The sequence below is a fragment of the Segatella copri genome, assembly GCF_019249655.2.
GTDB lineage: Bacteria > Bacteroidota > Bacteroidia > Bacteroidales > Bacteroidaceae > Prevotella.
Map to the genome: position 1 here is coordinate 2,288,334 of NZ_CP137557.1, position 17,239 is coordinate 2,305,572.

9 protein-coding genes are annotated in these 17,239 nt (G+C 38.9%); all 9 read right to left on the reverse strand.

The window, feature by feature from the left end; all coding sequences use genetic code 11:
• Nucleotide 1: 1 nt before the first annotated feature.
• The 9 genes from KUA49_RS09250 to KUA49_RS09290 all read right to left on the reverse strand — a co-directional run bounded on the left by KUA49_RS09250 (nt 2) and on the right by KUA49_RS09290 (nt 17,230).
• Nucleotides 2-1,156, reverse strand: a complete 1,155-nt coding sequence (locus KUA49_RS09250) for a hypothetical protein (RefSeq protein ID WP_218412865.1) — start codon at nt 1,154-1,156, stop codon at nt 2-4.
• Nucleotides 1,157-1,175: 19 nt separating this feature from the next.
• The gene (locus KUA49_RS09255; RefSeq protein WP_147347456.1) at nt 1,176-2,012 is read right to left on the reverse strand and encodes a hypothetical protein; all 837 of its coding nucleotides are present in this window, start codon (nt 2,010-2,012) and stop codon (nt 1,176-1,178) included.
• Nucleotides 2,013-2,021: 9 nt separating this feature from the next.
• Entirely contained in the window at nt 2,022-2,375 is a 354-nt protein-coding gene (locus KUA49_RS09260; RefSeq protein WP_218412864.1) for a DUF4177 domain-containing protein, read from the reverse strand.
• A gap of 62 nt (nt 2,376-2,437) precedes the next feature.
• Nucleotides 2,438-3,133 (reverse strand): hypothetical protein, encoded by a 696-nt coding sequence (locus KUA49_RS09265; protein ID WP_147347457.1) that lies wholly within the window; start codon nt 3,131-3,133, stop codon nt 2,438-2,440.
• 115 nt (nt 3,134-3,248) lie between these two features.
• Complete coding sequence (locus KUA49_RS09270) at nt 3,249-3,647, reverse strand: lipocalin family protein (RefSeq protein ID WP_118079476.1); 399 nt, start codon at nt 3,645-3,647, stop codon at nt 3,249-3,251.
• Nucleotides 3,648-3,715: 68 nt separating this feature from the next.
• A complete protein-coding gene (locus KUA49_RS09275) occupies nt 3,716-3,961 on the reverse strand; it encodes a hypothetical protein (RefSeq protein ID WP_147347458.1) in 246 nt (81 codons plus the stop codon).
• Between the two features lie 186 nt (nt 3,962-4,147).
• Nucleotides 4,148-8,965 (reverse strand): DEAD/DEAH box helicase, encoded by a 4,818-nt coding sequence (locus KUA49_RS09280; RefSeq protein ID WP_218412863.1) that lies wholly within the window; start codon nt 8,963-8,965, stop codon nt 4,148-4,150.
• Between the two features lie 36 nt (nt 8,966-9,001).
• Nucleotides 9,002-10,831, reverse strand: a complete 1,830-nt coding sequence (locus KUA49_RS09285; RefSeq protein ID WP_218412862.1) for a DUF262 domain-containing protein — start codon at nt 10,829-10,831, stop codon at nt 9,002-9,004.
• A 3-nt stretch (nt 10,832-10,834) separates the two neighbouring features.
• A complete protein-coding gene (locus KUA49_RS09290; RefSeq protein WP_218412861.1) occupies nt 10,835-17,230 on the reverse strand; it encodes a DEAD/DEAH box helicase in 6,396 nt (2,131 codons plus the stop codon).
• Nucleotides 17,231-17,239 lie beyond the last annotated feature (9 nt).

A 17,239-nucleotide genomic window follows, 5' to 3' on the forward strand; every position in this document is an offset into this window, starting at 1 on the left:
TTTATTCAAACACAAGCAAATTGCCTGTTAATACTTTCTTTGTACCGTTCATATATGTCAGTATCACCTTGGTGATATTCATATTTGAAGCATCTCCAGACACATAATAATAGGATGTGTCCCATTCCCAACTTGCTGATTCAAACTCTCGAAGTGGTCCAGTGCCCTGAAAATGGCCGGTCTTCCTCAAATCGCCTACGTCGTTGGTTACCTTGAAATATACATCGATGTACTTGATCGTATTTCTGTTGGTATTCATGTAGTTGAAATGGAATGATATACATGAATATTCTGAATCCCATCCCCAATCAGTAAAGAAGCCGTAAGGTGCTCTCTTTTTGAGACGTTTGACATACTCGTCAAGGTAATGGTATGACAGCTCACTTGTAATCATGTCATAATCCTCTAACTCATCTGTAAGGCTATCTTTGAATATTTCATAGTGATACCTGAAAGGACTGTATTCTTTCAGACTTTGGCTTAGTTCACTTTTATGTCCTGTTATATATGTGTAGCCCAGTCTTCCATCAGTTCTTGTGAAGTAATAAATGGTATCATTCTTGATTCCAATAGTGAATAATGAATCTTCAGAAAATGATTTCTCGCATTCATCACAATACAGAGACTTATTTCCTGTCGGTACCATTCTCCAGTTGTGAGTTTCCATATAGTCAGAACGTTCTTTCTTCAGTTTGGCCAATCTTTCTTCTTTAAGCTTCACTATTTCTATAGAGTCTGCCTTTGCTTTAGCTATGGAGTCTTGAATATGCTTTGTTCGTGTCTCATTTAGTGCAGTATATTTATCATCCAGCTGTTTGCTATATTTCTGAACGAGTACATCAAGTTCTTCCTCTGCTACTTGGGGGATGGACTTGTTCTTCTTAATGATCTTGGCGTAGTCCTTGGTAAGGGTGATCACAATATTACTGCTTGGCGTTATGACATACAGATTTTGAGCTTTCTTGTCATAAGCATAGCTACCTACAATATTGTCAACACGCTCAACCGACTTCTTGGTTACTCTTTTGTAATAACCATCGCTTCCAAGTTCATAAGCGACAATTACTCTTCGCTGAGTAGAATTGCTTATAGAAAACTGGGCATGTACACCGATGGTTGCCATCCCCAGCATGAATAAAACGATTATCTTTTTCATTGTCTGTCTTTGATTAAACTTATTTCTTTTTGATAAACTCGGCAAATTCTTTTCCTGTATATGTTTTCTCTTTCATCAGTTCAAGAACTGTTTTGTCCGAGAAATCGAGCCTGAGATTGGCAGTCGTTTGGTATTTGGCATTCGAACTCCAGAATGTGAAGTTGTATTTCTCACTCGGATTCAGTGTTTTGCTGACTCTGCCATCATCCTCAGCCATAAAATTGCCACTCCTGTCATAATATGTTACAAGATACTTGATACCAGAGATAGAGTAGGGAAGTGTATTCACTATGCGAGCATCTCCATGAGCGGTTCCATCATAACTTGTTTCCCATGACCAGTTGACTATCTTGACTTTAGTTCTCAGTTCTGCCCACGTGTCCCAGTACTTTGTACTTATCAAATCACTTAGTTTGCTCAATCTTTGTGCCAATGCTACATCATTGAGTTGCTTCTTTCCAAGTGCTCCAGTCGCTCTGCCGAACCATTCCTGATCTTCATCCATTGTGATCAGCCCCTTTGAGTCATAGATATACCAGGAGGATTCTTTGTCTTTAGCGATAAACAAAGTTATACTGTCCTGCTTGAATGTGCCTGTTGCATCAGTATAATTGTTATAGCAGCGAACAGCTATTGTATCATTCTTCACAGTGATGTCAGACTCTTCTATGTCCACAGCATCTGATTTTGCCTCTATATGCAAGCTGTCATATAGTGGATAGAAATCATTTGGCTTTCCATAAGTGGTATCTGACAACGATGTGAAGAAATTACGAGAAAGTTCCATCGCCTCGTTCTTATGGGAACAAGACGACAGAACCAATGCTGTTAATATGAATACTACAGTGTATCTCATTTCTTCTTGTTATTTTTTCTTTGCTGGCTTTTTTACCTCTTCCTTGCCATCGCTGATTCTTTTGAAAACGAAGTTGACGACAGCAGTTCTTGTATTGTCTCTGATACCTGTGACGTATTCAGAGTTACCGAAGTTTGAAAAGGCCGTACCTGTTTCTGTGTAAGCACTGACCAGTTCCCAACCTTCCTTACCCATCTTGTTCAACATTGCAGTCTGATTTGCGAACACCAGGGTGCCGAAATCTGCAGCAATTTCTGCATCGTGTCCTGCAACCTTTACTACTTTGTATTCCCATTGCTCATTCTTGCTACCACAAGAAGCGAGCATTGCAATTAAGCAGAAACCTAAGATAAACTTCTTCATAATCTTTATACTTTGTTCTTCACTACTCTTCACTTTTATATACTGACAAGATTAAAGAATCCCTAAGGCAAAACTTTTTCTCCCTTCTCGTTAATATAGTAGAAACAATTGGACTCATTCAAATCAACTACATATTTAGGTGAATATGAATGGTCTTCTTCGGCCAAGTATAGATGGTTGTCAAAATAAACATAATGCATTAAAGTCTGTTTAGAACTATTTTTAGAAGGTTCCTTATAATAAACCTTTTCAAACACTTTATAGGCAGTATAGTCGTTTGTAAACTTTACATAATAATTCGCCTCACCTGATGTGTAGCCTATACCACCCATTGTATAGCCGCCATATTTTTGATTTCTACCATTTAGTTTGTTTTCTAATGCATTTTCTTCAATACCTACTTTTTTGAATACTATGCTTTCAAATCGAAGAGTTCCGTTTGTATCAATACTAAAAGTGTACTCCTTGGATGAACTTTCGACAAAGTTATCTTTGCAGGAAACTTTTCCTTCTTTGACTGAATATCTTCCTGTACTGAAGAAATAACTATAGGCAGATTTCTTTAGGATAATTTTATAAGTGCCATCCTTTGCAAAAGAAACAACGTTTTCAGGTTCTTTGTCTGAATCTTGCCATAATGCAACAATACTTTCTTTGTTAGTATTGCCGTTTTCACCCTGTTCCACATCATCATTGCTATTGCTGCAAGAGGCCAGCATCATAAACAATGTAATAATCAGTAAATATATTCTGTTCATAACTTATTTCCTTATAATAATATAAATAGTGTACAACCTACAGATGGTAAAGTAAGGATGCCAGGGTATTTCCCACGCACCCTTACAATAATTCACCTAAACGTATTTAGCAGTTTTATTGCTTTTTACATTTTACCCAAATGGATTCGTCACCTATGGACATCTTCATTTCTGAAACTGTAGAAGTCGCAGCAATGATGGTATAAGAAGCAAATAGTTCACCTTCTACATAAGTATTCAGTGTATTTCCTTTCAAAGACCATGTTCCTCGACCAGTTCCGAAATATCCTGAGCCGTAATATGAACCGTCTGCATTGAATGTGGCGTAAGTTTTTCTGAAAGGCCAGTCAACATACGTACCAGACTCCGATGTCTTTACTGCTGTCATCTCCCAGGTTCCCACAATCATAGACTTATCATAGTCTCCATTGTCAGAATCATCATCACTACTGCATGATATGAATGCAAAAGATGCTACCACAAGGGCAAGAAGGAAAAATAAATACTTTTTCATAATGTTACTTTTTAAATTAATAATACTTTTTCTATGTTTTGTTTTGATAATCCTGTTGATGAAGGTGACTACCAACCGCAATTATCGTCATAGCATTCATCATTCTCACAACCTTCAAACTCGTCACGATCGCAATAACCACTATCATGATAGTCATTGTAAGAACAATCATGGTCACTGCAACAGTCATCATAACCATCTTCATAGCCACGAGCATAATTTTCATGGTCTGAGGTATTATTACCAGCGTTGCGATGCGCTTTCTTTTGGCAGTTTGAAACGCCGCTTGAAAATAAAAAATCGAATAGTCCCATACCTTTTTTCAATTAATGTTTAACTTCTGATGCAAAGGTATTATTTAATTGTGCAGTCTATCTGCATCGTTGAAAAAGTTTTTGTATGGGCACAAAAAAAGCAGGAAGTTTTCCTCTTCCTGCTTGATTTTAAAGTTCTTAACTGGTATGATAAGGAAGTTTGTTAATCTTTTGTTTTCTAATTACTTATCTGTTAATTTGAATGTCTAATGCTTGGTCATCAACTCGAACCTCATATTTTGCTAACGGATCAGAATAAACATTTGTAGTCTGATGTGCCGTTACATATGTGTTATCTTCTATATAATGTATATTGCCAAAGATTATCTTTTCTATTTCGTCAGATGTGTAGAAATTATTGCATCTTGTAGAAACCATAATTTTCCCAAGCTTCTTCAATTCATGGAGCATAGGAAATAATTCGTATTCTTTTCCTGACATTAATATGAATAGATAATCCTTAGCTCGACTTACAGCCACATTTAAAATATTGGGCTTATTGATGAACGTAAGTTCTGCATTCCTTTTTAACCCAGAAGCAGGAGGGTTCATTACTGCAATTACTATATCACATTGGTCACCTTGAAATCCATGCGAAGTACCAAAATCAACTGTTATATTTGAATAAGGCAGACAAGTTTGGTTGTACAATTTTTCTATAGATTGTATCTCTACTCCGTATGGACTAAGGACTCCTATTCTTATAGGTTTATTTGAACAATCCTTGCTAAGCTGCCCTGTTATATATTTTAAAAATTCAACAGTAAATAGTACTGAATATATATGAATATTTGAACCCATGAGCCTTTTTGTTTCAAAGATTGAGTCTTTGTTTACCGGAAAGCTTATAATATTCAAAGGGCTTTCTTGAATACCCATATTTAGTACTCTATGTGAAGCTGCAGAACGATCATGACACAGTTTGCCTTGGTACATATATTGACTATAGAGTTCACCAATGACTGGTATAGAACGATACTGTGTCATCAGTAATTCTACGTCAAATTGAACGGGGCTTGTCTTCGGATTTGCAAAATTTCGAAGTTCTATCATCTTGTATATGTTCTCATCCTTCCAAAGATCAATATTTACGATTGGATCTATCTGAAAAGGGTCACCAGCAATCCAGATTTTGCCACTTTGTTCGTTGAAGAGAGGTGGAAGTATCTGGTAAAGTGGAATCATTGATGCTTCATCTATTATGACGTAGTCCCAATTTATAGAATTAAGCATTCCATCTTCAAAACCATCAAATGAATAACGCGCTATTGTAGATACTACACAAACTTGATCTTGGCGCATAATATCTGAATTTCGCTGATAGACAATTTCTTCATCTTCAAGCTCAGGATCCATTGTTGATACAAATCTCCAAAGCCAATAATCATTTTCTGGTTCAAGTTCAAGAACTTTCTTGGCTAAAACATCACATGCCTTATTAGTTGGAGCAAGTACTAATATACGGCATTGTTTAGTTTGATCCATCAACCCTATTATTCGTTTTGCCAATGTAGTAGTTTTACCAGTACCTGGAGGACCAAATATGAATTTAAGGTCAGAGCGCAGGTTGTCCTTGACAGATTCGTCATCCGATTTAAATGGCAGTTCTTCTATGAGACTTTTCCATCTCTTAATCAATTCAATTGGTTTCTCAATATCAATACTTGCACGATATATTATGGAAATATTGTTAATTATCGACTTAATTATTGGTTCCAAAGAACTATTACCACGAACGATTAAAGCATCTTCCTTAACACTAGCATTGTCAAATACCACAGTTTGCTTTTCGCCATTTCGGAAAAAGAAAGTGACAGGAATACCATCAATATCCTCTATCATATTTGGTATGTTTCGTGAGGCACTTGTTAGTATTATCCGATTAACATGTTCTGTATCAGACATAATACGATCAAAGAGAATGTTTATAGAACGTTTACCACTGGCAGATTCAATACCCGTAGATTGTACTTCTAATGTCATCAAAGCCTTAAGCCAGCCATATGAATATTTTTTAGAATTTTCTATCATCTCACGCAAGGTCATAACTTGCTCTATCTCTTCTCTTTGAAGATTAGCCTTTTCCTCAAAACCTGTTAATACATCCTCTAAACTGGCTGATTTTGGAACTGTTTGTTTATGCTTCTCTATTTTTGAGGACGTATTTTCTTCAGAGAAATCTTTATTGGAAAATTTCTCTGATTTCTCGCGTTTTGGCAAGTCTTTCTGTAAAGACGTTTTCTCATGTTTTTCTTCTTTGGCTTTTTGTTCCTCCTTTGCTTGGAGAGCAGAACGACCAGCTTGAATTATTTTTTCCAACTCCTCTGGTGAAGAAACACCATTATTCTTCGCAATTTCGCCATACAAAAATTTCTGTTGAGTTGTTTCTGACATTTGTTTAATGCTTTCCTCTTCTTCAATTATTGGCGAATTTCTAATCAAAAGAAGTGAATAAAGCCTTTCATTATAAGTGTACATCTCAGGTATGAGGTCATCAACATATACCCCATCCTCTATGGATTTCAGTTGTCCATCAATATATAGCCATTTATATTGTCTCAGCCATTCTCTAAGTGTACAACTTTGCCAAACCTGTGTGTGCCACTTATAATAGTGATAACTTCCACTATCATTTGAAAAAAGTTTCTTTCCTTCACTAGTAGAAAGATCTTTCTTTATTATTTTAATAAGAGACTCCCAAATATAATGGCTCAATTCTTTTGCTCTATTTGATTGTACAATATTCTTCAAAACATCGTTTAATCCCTCTAAAGTAACTACTTCCTTCATGTTGGAGTAGTATTTATCAGGACGTAAAGAAAGCTCTTCTTCTGTTAAATATGCATTTTCAGAGACTACCGGAGGCAAAGTGCAAAAGTTAAAGTCATTGAGAAAATTGTTGAATGTTCTTTCCCCAACGGCTTCAATTGTTTCACTATAGAATTCTCTGTCGATATAGTGCTTGTTTTTGATGCTTGTGCAAGAATAATATTCTATCAACATCGAAGAATCATCTATCATCTGATCTATATGGCATGGAATTGATTCTTCTGTAATATCATTTATTGTCTTGCAATAAAGTGATAGCTTATCTTTGAGTAACAAAAAGAGTGTGTGATGAGCTTTCTCATCACAATCATTATTATATTTAATTATTGTTTTAAGCAAATGATTTAGCTCTTCTTTGTTAAGATCTTTTGCTAATTGAATTCGAATTTGATCATAGATGCTAGGCTCTGTTACTCCTAATTGCTTAATTATCGAACGGAATTGCTCGTTTTTTTCATATAAATTGCTGTTTATGGTAAACTCTGGAGAAACAATGTTCTCAGATTTGAAAAATATGTATAACTTATCTCCTCTATATGGTGAAACAAATTCGTTACATTCATTTTTTATAATTGGAGCGTTAAGCATTGGAGCCTCACTTGTTAATCCAGCATTTTTCTGATATTTTTCAGTGAGTCGATTATCGAGTATGTATTTGTACAATTTTGTTAACCATTCCTCACTTTGCGCATTCATAAAATGTACATTCAAATATTCTGCAAACTTGGAATCAGACATTATATCTATACCATAGCGCTTCATGTCTTCTGCATTGCGAGTATTTAATGAACAGAGAATAAAGTCGTATTTAATCTCTTCATTGTCAATTTTAACATAATTGTCCTTTTTACTTTTTGTAAGATAGTCTAACTGTTCTGTAGAAAGGAGTTTTCTAATACCATCATCTCCCCACCAGCCATTAGACTTAGTTATATATTTTTTTTGTTTAGAAAAGAATATAGGTTCGTTGTCAACTATCTTCATGTAATAGTCGACAAAGCTCTTCTTTTCTGGCTGCTCCCAATAATAATAATTCTTCTTTTCTTCGAAAGACTCTAGATTATGGTGCATTAATGCAAAAATATTGTCATCAAGTAAGGGACGTTTATTCTTTATACTTATTTCTTTAAGAACGACAAGGCTGTCCGCAGCCAATTCTCCGATACTTTTAAACAGTGAGTCATTTACATTATTATTTCGCTTAATTTGCTGTCGGTTATCGACAAGTGCAAAAGGGGCATGAATAATGTAGCATGTATCAATGTTCTCATGTGTTGGAAAGAAGCAATTTATGTTTGGACGACATTCTGTATCAATGCGACCCTTTTCATTCAAAAAATAGCCAATTGAGATGATATGTTTATTATCAGTATCAGCAACTGTTACATTTCTTGACAACAGTAGTATTTTGTTTTGTGAACCTCTTGTGCTATTAAGCTCATAAAGAGCAGTCGTAATGTTGCGATAAGTATCATATTTTTCTAATAGCTGCTTTACAATTTTTCCTCGTTGTGTAGGCGTATTCCAACTAATAGTCTGCATATTGCGCAGGAAAAGTTGAGGATAGTCTAATGATGAGATTTTCTGTTCAATATCCTCATATGCTTGTTGTGCGTCAATATCCTTTCTGTCAAAAGGAATTACAAAGACGGTTTTACCTTCTCTTTGCAATGTAGTATCATTCAACTTTGTTGGAACAATATAATCTTCTATCTTAAAACAAAATGGCTTGTCATATATAGCAGGAGTAGTTGTGTATTGAAATACAGCCTTAAAGCCCACACCAAATTTTCCAATCTTTATGTCATCAATATCATTAGTTGGAACATTATTTTTTGAAGAAAAACCGATAGCAGTAATTGCATTGATGTGACCAAGCCTATTATTCATTCTATCTTCTTCAGCGTTTTCTGGATCAGATACGGTAAATCTTTCTTTACCGTTATGAGTAAAGATAAATTGATTCTTTGTAAGAACCATTTCTACTTCTGTTGCTTTTGCATCATCAGCATTTTGGAGAAGTTCATATATAAAATGTGCTGAATCACAATATTTGTCAATTACTCCATTGAAAACATTTATGTACTCTGGGTCTTTAAAAACTCCCAGAGCATTTTTACGTCTTTCATGAAGTGCATTGAACCAGCTATTTTGTAAATCTTCAGATGGTGTCATATATTTACTTAATCTTTAATGAAGAATTATATTGTACTACAAACTTTCGTAATACTTTCTAATTTTATTTGCCATTAATAAGCGGCGGACTTCCAAGAAATGGATATAATCGTTTTGATCCATCTTGAATACGTCAGAAGGTATGCAATTCATTGCAAGATTCTTCTGAAGTAAATCTTCATCTGTAATAGAACCACAAACAGCTACTTTTGTTTGGCATTGTTCTAATGCAAGACTAAAGTACTCCTTTGGAGACTTTTTGCCGATAGACTCATTGACAGGTCTATCAAGATAAGCATAGTTTGCATCTTGATTATACTGATTCTTTGCATAGTGATTGTTTATCAGGTATTGCTTTGGAAATACATGATGCACATCGCCGCCAAGACTGATAAGCTCTCTAACAGTTATATTTGTTGAAAGCAGAGATATGTCGTTAAAATAAACTTGTGAAGCCAAATATACTAGATATGTTGGATTATTTGTAGATGTCATTGTAAGATTCTGTGGAACAGCAACATTCCAGAAATTCTCAGACAATATGGCATCCTCCATTGCTTTCAACATAGCTGGCACACCTTGTTCAGTTATTTGACGAATATCACGTGCAAAAGCGGATTCTGGTGAACTACTGTATCTGCCTGTCAAAACAGACAAAACATACCATTTCTGTACAATTCTTTTTCGTTCTGCAACAGGTACGTCTGATTCTTGTAGCAACAAATGTATTGTATATGCAAAGTCCAGTGCCATATTTGAAGTAACCATTTTGTTGGATATGAATCCTGCAGACTTAATGGCAATCATAAATTGTGTAAAGTTGTGCTGACTGATGACATTCAAAACACCCTCATACATTTTATTGAAAGTATCTTCAATAATTTCTTCCTTAAATTCACGTGTCTCAAAATCACGACCGGTAAGAAGTTGAACCAAATTGGCAAGTTTGGCTCTTTTCAATTTGTGCATAAAAGCAACACGTATAACATCGTCACATCCTGGATCATATACCGTTTCCTTGTCGTCTGCAAGCCATGAAAGTTTTTGCAGATATGGGGTAGATGCGAAATCTTTATCGTTATTTTTGATGTACTCATAATATGTCGGAACAACAGCCAAATGGCTGAAATAGTCAACAATTTTACGGAGTGTATTTCCTCCATGTTGTTCATCTGCCGCCATTTTTGACATAACAAAATCTCCCTGGCTCAAAGGAGTTCCCTTTGAGTTAATGCGGATAAATATATCAGTAACTACATCTATATCAAGTTTTTCTGAAAGCTCGATAACGCCAATTTGAGTTGTTTCTACACTCTTTAGTTGATCCAAAACTTGCTGTAAGTCATTGCCAGACATTTCTGGATTTTCCTCTATGTACTTTGGAATGAATGTCCATGAAGAGAATTTTGTACTGAATATTTCTGATATATCAGGAATCCAATTCTTACTCTTGATATGAGCAGGTGTTTGAACAGCAAACATTTCTGCCTCACTGTCTCCATTGGCATACTCTAAAGCCGCAAAAGGATTAAACGCAATCTTAACACGGCTTTCTTTGAATTCGTTATTAAACACTTTTTGTGCAGCAATAGCTGTCATTAGTGCTGTTATACGTTGCTGGCCGTCTATGATCACTTTCTTACCAGAAGAAATAGTTCCGTCCTTTAATTTTACATTAGGATTCTTCCACAGGATTATATATCCAGTAGGATAGCCCTTATAGAGTGAATCTATAAGGTCCCTAACTTGGCTGTTTTTCCAGACAAACGGTCTTTGTATTTCTGGAATTGCTATATCTTTTGCTTCTATCAACCCCAACAAACCTTTGATGGTGATAGATGTGTTATGAAATTTCTCGCTGCTCATATCTTAACAGTTTTCTATTGCTATATCAAATTTAATATCCTTATTACGATAGAGATAAATCTTAGTATCGTAGGTTATTGTTTCTACTTCAAATCGTTCGCCATTTGGCTGACGGGCAATGTTCCACTCGTTAATGAAACCTCCATCTGGATAGATTGAGAGCTTCTTGTTACCACAAGTTATTGACAATACTCGCCAATGGGTGAGGGTACGCTTAGGAACGGAAACGACAGGGAGTAAATGACCTTCTATGTTCTGATCATATTTGAGGTCATCTATCCATGCATTTGTGAAGTTCGTCAACCATTTGTCACGCACTTCAGAAGATGGCATGTTGGTGCATATCTTGTTGGCATTACCCTTGTCGTCTCTGTAGACTTCAACCTTGAACTCGATGTCGAAGTTAGAACCAATCTGTTTCACTATATGCCAGATGGTCTGTATGGTAATCATCATACCCATGATACTCTTCAGATGTTCGTCCTGATAGCTAATCTTCAAATCGCCACCATTCTGCTTAGCATAGGAAATGAACTCATCAATGAGACCATTTGACTTCGTTTGGAGAATTTCACCTAACTGATATGTATGAATCTCCTTGAATTCATCACCTGCCAGTTTCAACAGCATGGCAGATGGTTTATAAGACAAGTCCATAGACTTCGCAGAAGCAATAGGATTATCCGTGCGAACAAAGAACATGGTGTCGTTGCCCCATTGAGCATTCAGTTGTGCATGTTCCTTGCTGCTCATGAAGTAAAGGCTGCCGTCAATGTAAGCAATAGGGTAGAGGCCTTTGCTTGCCCAAGGATTCTTCATCTTCTTGACATCGCTGCCTTTAGCCCATGCTTTTATCTCACGGCACATTGCCACAACAGGTTCCACTATTGCTGTCTGTTCCGATTCCATCAGGCAGAAAGTCGTAGTCTGGCTCTTTATCACAAAACGATTCATGAACTGAGGTTGCCATCCGTTTTCTCTATCCTCATAATCCCATTCGGCATATTCATTGTCGGCAAACAGAACCAGTTCTTGATGGGATGCAGCAAATGCCTTCTCCAAATCGTATAATGTGGTCTGTGATGGCGAAGCACCAGGGAATGCATCCTTGATGTTTTGAGGAACGGTATCACCCACTTCTTCCTCTTCTTCTATCCAAGCCAAAGCAGCATCTACATCTACGAACTTGGCATATCTGAGTGTAAACTTGTCGAGGAGCATATCCTTTGATTTCTTCTCACGAGCTTCCATCAGGAGTTTCTTCGTAGCCTTGATGACATCCTTCATTACCTGAATGTTAGCCATTTGGTTAGCATAGCCAGCTCCTCCTGGATTACAGTCGAAGATACAGAGATGACCATTTGGCATGATGGCGAAGTCAACGGCTCCACGTTCTTTGCCCAGAATGTCCACCAAGGTCTGAGTGAAGGCTATACCCAATGTAAAGAGCAGGTTCTCCTCCTCATCACGGTTAGACATCCATTTGTTCTTTCCCTTATGGCGAATACGAATCTCGCTATAGTCGGTCTGTATTGTGTCGCCAATAATCACATTGCGCTTCACCTTTGTTGTGTCATGTGAGCAACCACAAGCCTTGCGCATTTCCTTACCGGTGATGGCGAAATGGAATTTTGGCTTCTCTGGCTTTCCTTCCTTCTTTTCGGGCTTTATATTGTTAAACTCATAAGGGAACTTCAATGGCTCATCCTTGTCCGCAACATCTTCTTCCAATACGGTACGTCCACACTTAGGACAGAAGCAATATCCATATCCCTTTCCTTCATTGTAATAGAGTATCTTGGCATTGCCTGAATCACTATTAGGGCGAACAGAGAAAAGATGTGGTTCCGTCACATTGTTTGCCCAGTCGTCAGCATCAATCAGCTGAGCACTAACTCGTGTATAGACATTACTGTCCATGATTCGGGTCTTGTCCTCATTCATATCAGGCATGAAACCAACTGGCTGAATCAGTTCCAGCCCATAGTTATCATTCACAGTCCATTTAATCTGATTACTGAGCGTAGAATCATTGATTACCGTCTTGTCACTGTTTCGATAGATGGTCTTGTATGTTTTGTGGTTGTCATCATACATGTTGGTGATTTCTATACCACGAACGATATATACCACACCATCAACTGCCACGCTGTTGCCTGGCGCATACTGGGCGATGGCATCACGCAATGAGTAGGATGGATTGGATGATGTCATAGGAGTAAAGAAGTCTTTCTTGCCATTGCTGTTCAAATCGAGCGTGAGCACGTTGACCGGCATATTGGCATTCGGAGTGAAACGACTGGTTGCCCAGAAGTTCAACAATCGCTTATACAACACCTCTATATACTGCATTTTCAGCTTGATGCGGAATTTGTCCGTGATAGGACCACCTCCCGAAAATGCAGTCTTGTAGTCTATCAGTTTGTTGCGCAGTTCAGAATAGCAACGCTCGTTGATTTCCTGAGCATTCTTGACCACCTGATTGATTTGATCATCATAGACCGTACCACTCAAAAGTTTCATCAAGTCCTCACGTACCTCTGGTTCAAGTTGCTTGGAACATAGAATGTTGAATTTCTCATACATTGTTCCCTTTGGATCGCCAAGCAGGTCGTTAGGGTCGGCATTACTTGAATTATCCTTCACAAACTCAATCTTGCCGTTGATTACCTTGACTTCAAATGGGGTATAATAGTCTGCTACCTTTTGTGTCAGACGACCACCATTGGCACCTTCGGTAAACACGCCAAAGGCACGAACAAGGAATGAGTTAACATGACGCTGAATCACCTGAGGACTCTTCAAATCTACCGATGGCACTCTTACTGGTCGGCTGATAATCTTATCTATAGGATTACTCAATGTTCTAAGACCTATCACGTCTGAACCACAAAGGGTTATACAGGCACTACGAACCTTGTTGTTACGTCCGCTTCGACCAGCACGCTGCTTATAGTTCGCTGGCAGAGGAGGAACACTCGATAGCAATACTACCTCCAGGTTACCCAAGTCCACACCCATCTCCATAGTTGTAGAGCAGGCAAGGATATTGATGGTATGATCCTTGAACTTTGACTGCAATCCACGAGCCACACTTTTATCTACCTGAGCAGTATGCTCCTGCTGTACAAAGAGATTTGGGAATACATGAATATCCTCCAGACGGTCTGAGAATACACCATCTGTTCCCCAAATGTTATGGTTCCAAAGTAAGGCTCTATGCGTCTTAGCCCAGGATTCTATAGTCTTCTTGTCTCCTTCCTTTGCTGAACCCTTATAGTATGGGAATGCCTCCCAATGTTCATGCAAATCCTCACGTAATTCCACTGGAGTAGTACCCTCCAGATATGGAGAGAAACGCTTGAAATTGTTTCCGATAGGGCGCAGGCAGACCACATGACGATTACCGTCTGCTTTTGTATCGCAGAGATAAACGTCATCATAGAGCTTGAAGCACAGGTCATTGAGATTGAAACGAGGCGCATTGTCTTTTTCATTGACAAAGTGTCCCGACTCATCCAGACGCTGACCCACCTGCAATATCTTATATTCATCGCCAGTCAGAGTTTCCCAAAGAGAATCTATCACAGCAGAAATCTCATGGAAATACTGTCGCTGGGCATCATTCATGGTCAATGTGTTGTCATCACGGGCAATCAGCGCACAGAGATAACGCACAATACGGGCAGTTGATACCTTGCCTTCTTCCAGTTTAGGTTTGTTAAATGGACGACGGCGAGGCTTCTCTGTAGCAAAACGTACCGTTGAGAAGATGTCTATCTTGTCATTTCCTGGAATGCGAAGATAGAAAGACTGGTTGCTTCGTACCGTATAGTCGAGATAAACCTGCATCAGGTTTCTCCAGTCCTCTTCTGTAATCTGGTTAGCTGGGTTGTCCAGCAAATCATTGAAGTCTTCTACAGCCTTTGGCAACTTGATTTTATCCAGTTGAGGATAGCATGTTTCAAACAGACCCAATGTTTCCGGAGATGCTGCCGATGCAGGACGATGTGCCAAATACATCACCATGATACTCTGGATATACTTGTCAATGATTTCATCAGATGGAAGTCCGTCTTCCACCTCATCGCTATCACCCGAACGCTTCACGAATACGGATGCAAACACCGGACAGTATGGATCTTTTTTCAGAAGTTCTGCTATCTCTGACCAGGTCATATACTTGCACGACATCTCGTCCAGCTGCTTCTGAACCACCTTAGGGTCAGGCGACTGGAGATTAGCCATCATTGGTGTATATTTCATCATAGACATAGGATCTGCTTGAACAGCTGCTAAGATTTGTGCCATAGCAGCCTCCTTTGTCAGTCCATTTGCCTTCCTGCGACACAGTTCATGGTATATGGTACTGTTGAACCACATGCGTTCCTGTTCCAGATTCTGTTTCAAGGTTGCTTTTGCTGCAGCCTGACGGCTATCCACAAAACTGATATATTGCTGACCATCATGAAGCACGATGCCGCCTGTCTTTGAATCGCCTTTATCCAACTGGTCAAGGATGCTTGGAGCCATCATGCGTGAGATGAAGTCGGCAGAGAGACGGAACTTCTGCAGACGGTTGTCTTCCATATTGCCATTTGCATCACCTTCTACATCCTGGTCTGTATTGTGGTTCTTGGTCTGTTTGGCATTGCAGTATGGACAGCATCCCTGAATGTTTCCAACAACATGCCAACTTCCTGTTTCTTTTTCATCGGCAGGTGTTAATGGTTGAAGTTTGCCTCCAGGAACCAAACGGAATTTCACGTTGCCGTCTCCCTTCATGTTCTTTTCATTAGAGAGTCCGAAGATGGCATACTTCTTCGTTGAGTTGTCATTGCTTTCTGCCATATCGAGGTCGAACATATCACTATCATCAGTTGCGATTGTCTCGTAAGTCCAATCCTCGGTATTGACAGAAGCCAGTGCTACATACTCGCCGCAATGCTTGCATCGGCTGAGTTCCAGCAACGGAGCTTCCTCGATAGGAGTCAATGACAGAGAATCTTCACCAATCTTCTTTCCGATTGCGTTTTCTGTATATATCTTGAAAGACCCATCTGCAAACTCATTCAAGCGGACAAAGAGACCGTTGTTAGGGACACGATAGAAGTAGTGTACCTTCAATTTACATACAGGCATCTTCAGTCCTTCTTCCTTGCAGCGGTCTTCTTCACGCTGACACATCTCGTCGAGCCATTGCAGTTTCTGGCTGATAGATGCTTTCTCTGGATATAGTTCATCCAGAGAGATATAGTCAGCCTTGAATATCTTTCTCCAACGCTCTTCGTCTTCACCCTTTGGAATTTCAGTTTCTCCGATACGCTTACCTCCAATAGCTTCCACCTGGTCAGCTCTTACGCCAGTGATACCGGCAATAAACTCCTTCAGTTCTCTTTCATCCTTCTCTTTGTCCTCACCATTTCCGAAGGTAGCAGATGATGTTGCAAAACGCACATTCTTTGCATCCACCTTGAAGGCGAGAAGCACTCGGCGAAGAAGCATGGCAAGTTCTGCTGCGCCTGCTCCAGTATAAGAGTGAGTCTCGTCGATAGCAACCCAGCGAAGACTATGCTTTCCTGCAACAATCAACTTTGCATCGGCTCCTCTCAGCAAGATGTATTCCAGCATAGTAGGGTTGGTCAATACAATATGAGGAGGGTTGTTGCGAACATCCTTACGGGTATAGACCATGTGAGGATATTTCGAGTTCTTCAGCTCGTAATGTCCTTGCCCGTCAGGATCTTCCTTTACCCATTCATATTTGCCTCCAGTCACATGCTCTATGCGACGGCGCATTTTCTCTGCATCATCCGACTTGTCTGTATTCTTTGGTTCCATTTCTGGCAGATCACCATTATATACAGTGTAGGTCAGGCAAGTGCCGGTAGAAGATTCGGCAACCGTCAGAAGTTCTTCCAGACGTTCCTTCTGATCTTCCATCAAGGCGTTGAGAGGATAGAGAAAGAGAGCCTGTATCTCATTTGGCAGTGCGTTTTGTGAGAGGTCATGAATCAATGGCATCATAAAGCACTCCGTCTTACCAGATCCTGTACCCGTAGTCACGACAATCGATTTTGGCTTATCGTCTGCCGTTCTTTGTCTGAGCAATACATCCCAGCATTTATACTGGTGCTCGTATGGAGAATATTTAAAGTTCCACAGTTTACCCACCAAAGCCTTGGCTTCCTCAGTTTTCTCAGGGGCAACTGGGATATATGAGTTCATGCATTGAACTACAGGCACGGCATTTTCAGGCGCAAATAGATTGCCGATAAGAGTCTTCATCTGCTTGATGTATGAGCGCTGACTGTCGTTGTTCGACTCACCGCACCACATCGCAACGAGGGCTCTTTCCACCGCTGTTCTATTGTTGTTATATAGTTCAGAGAAGTTCATAATCTTATT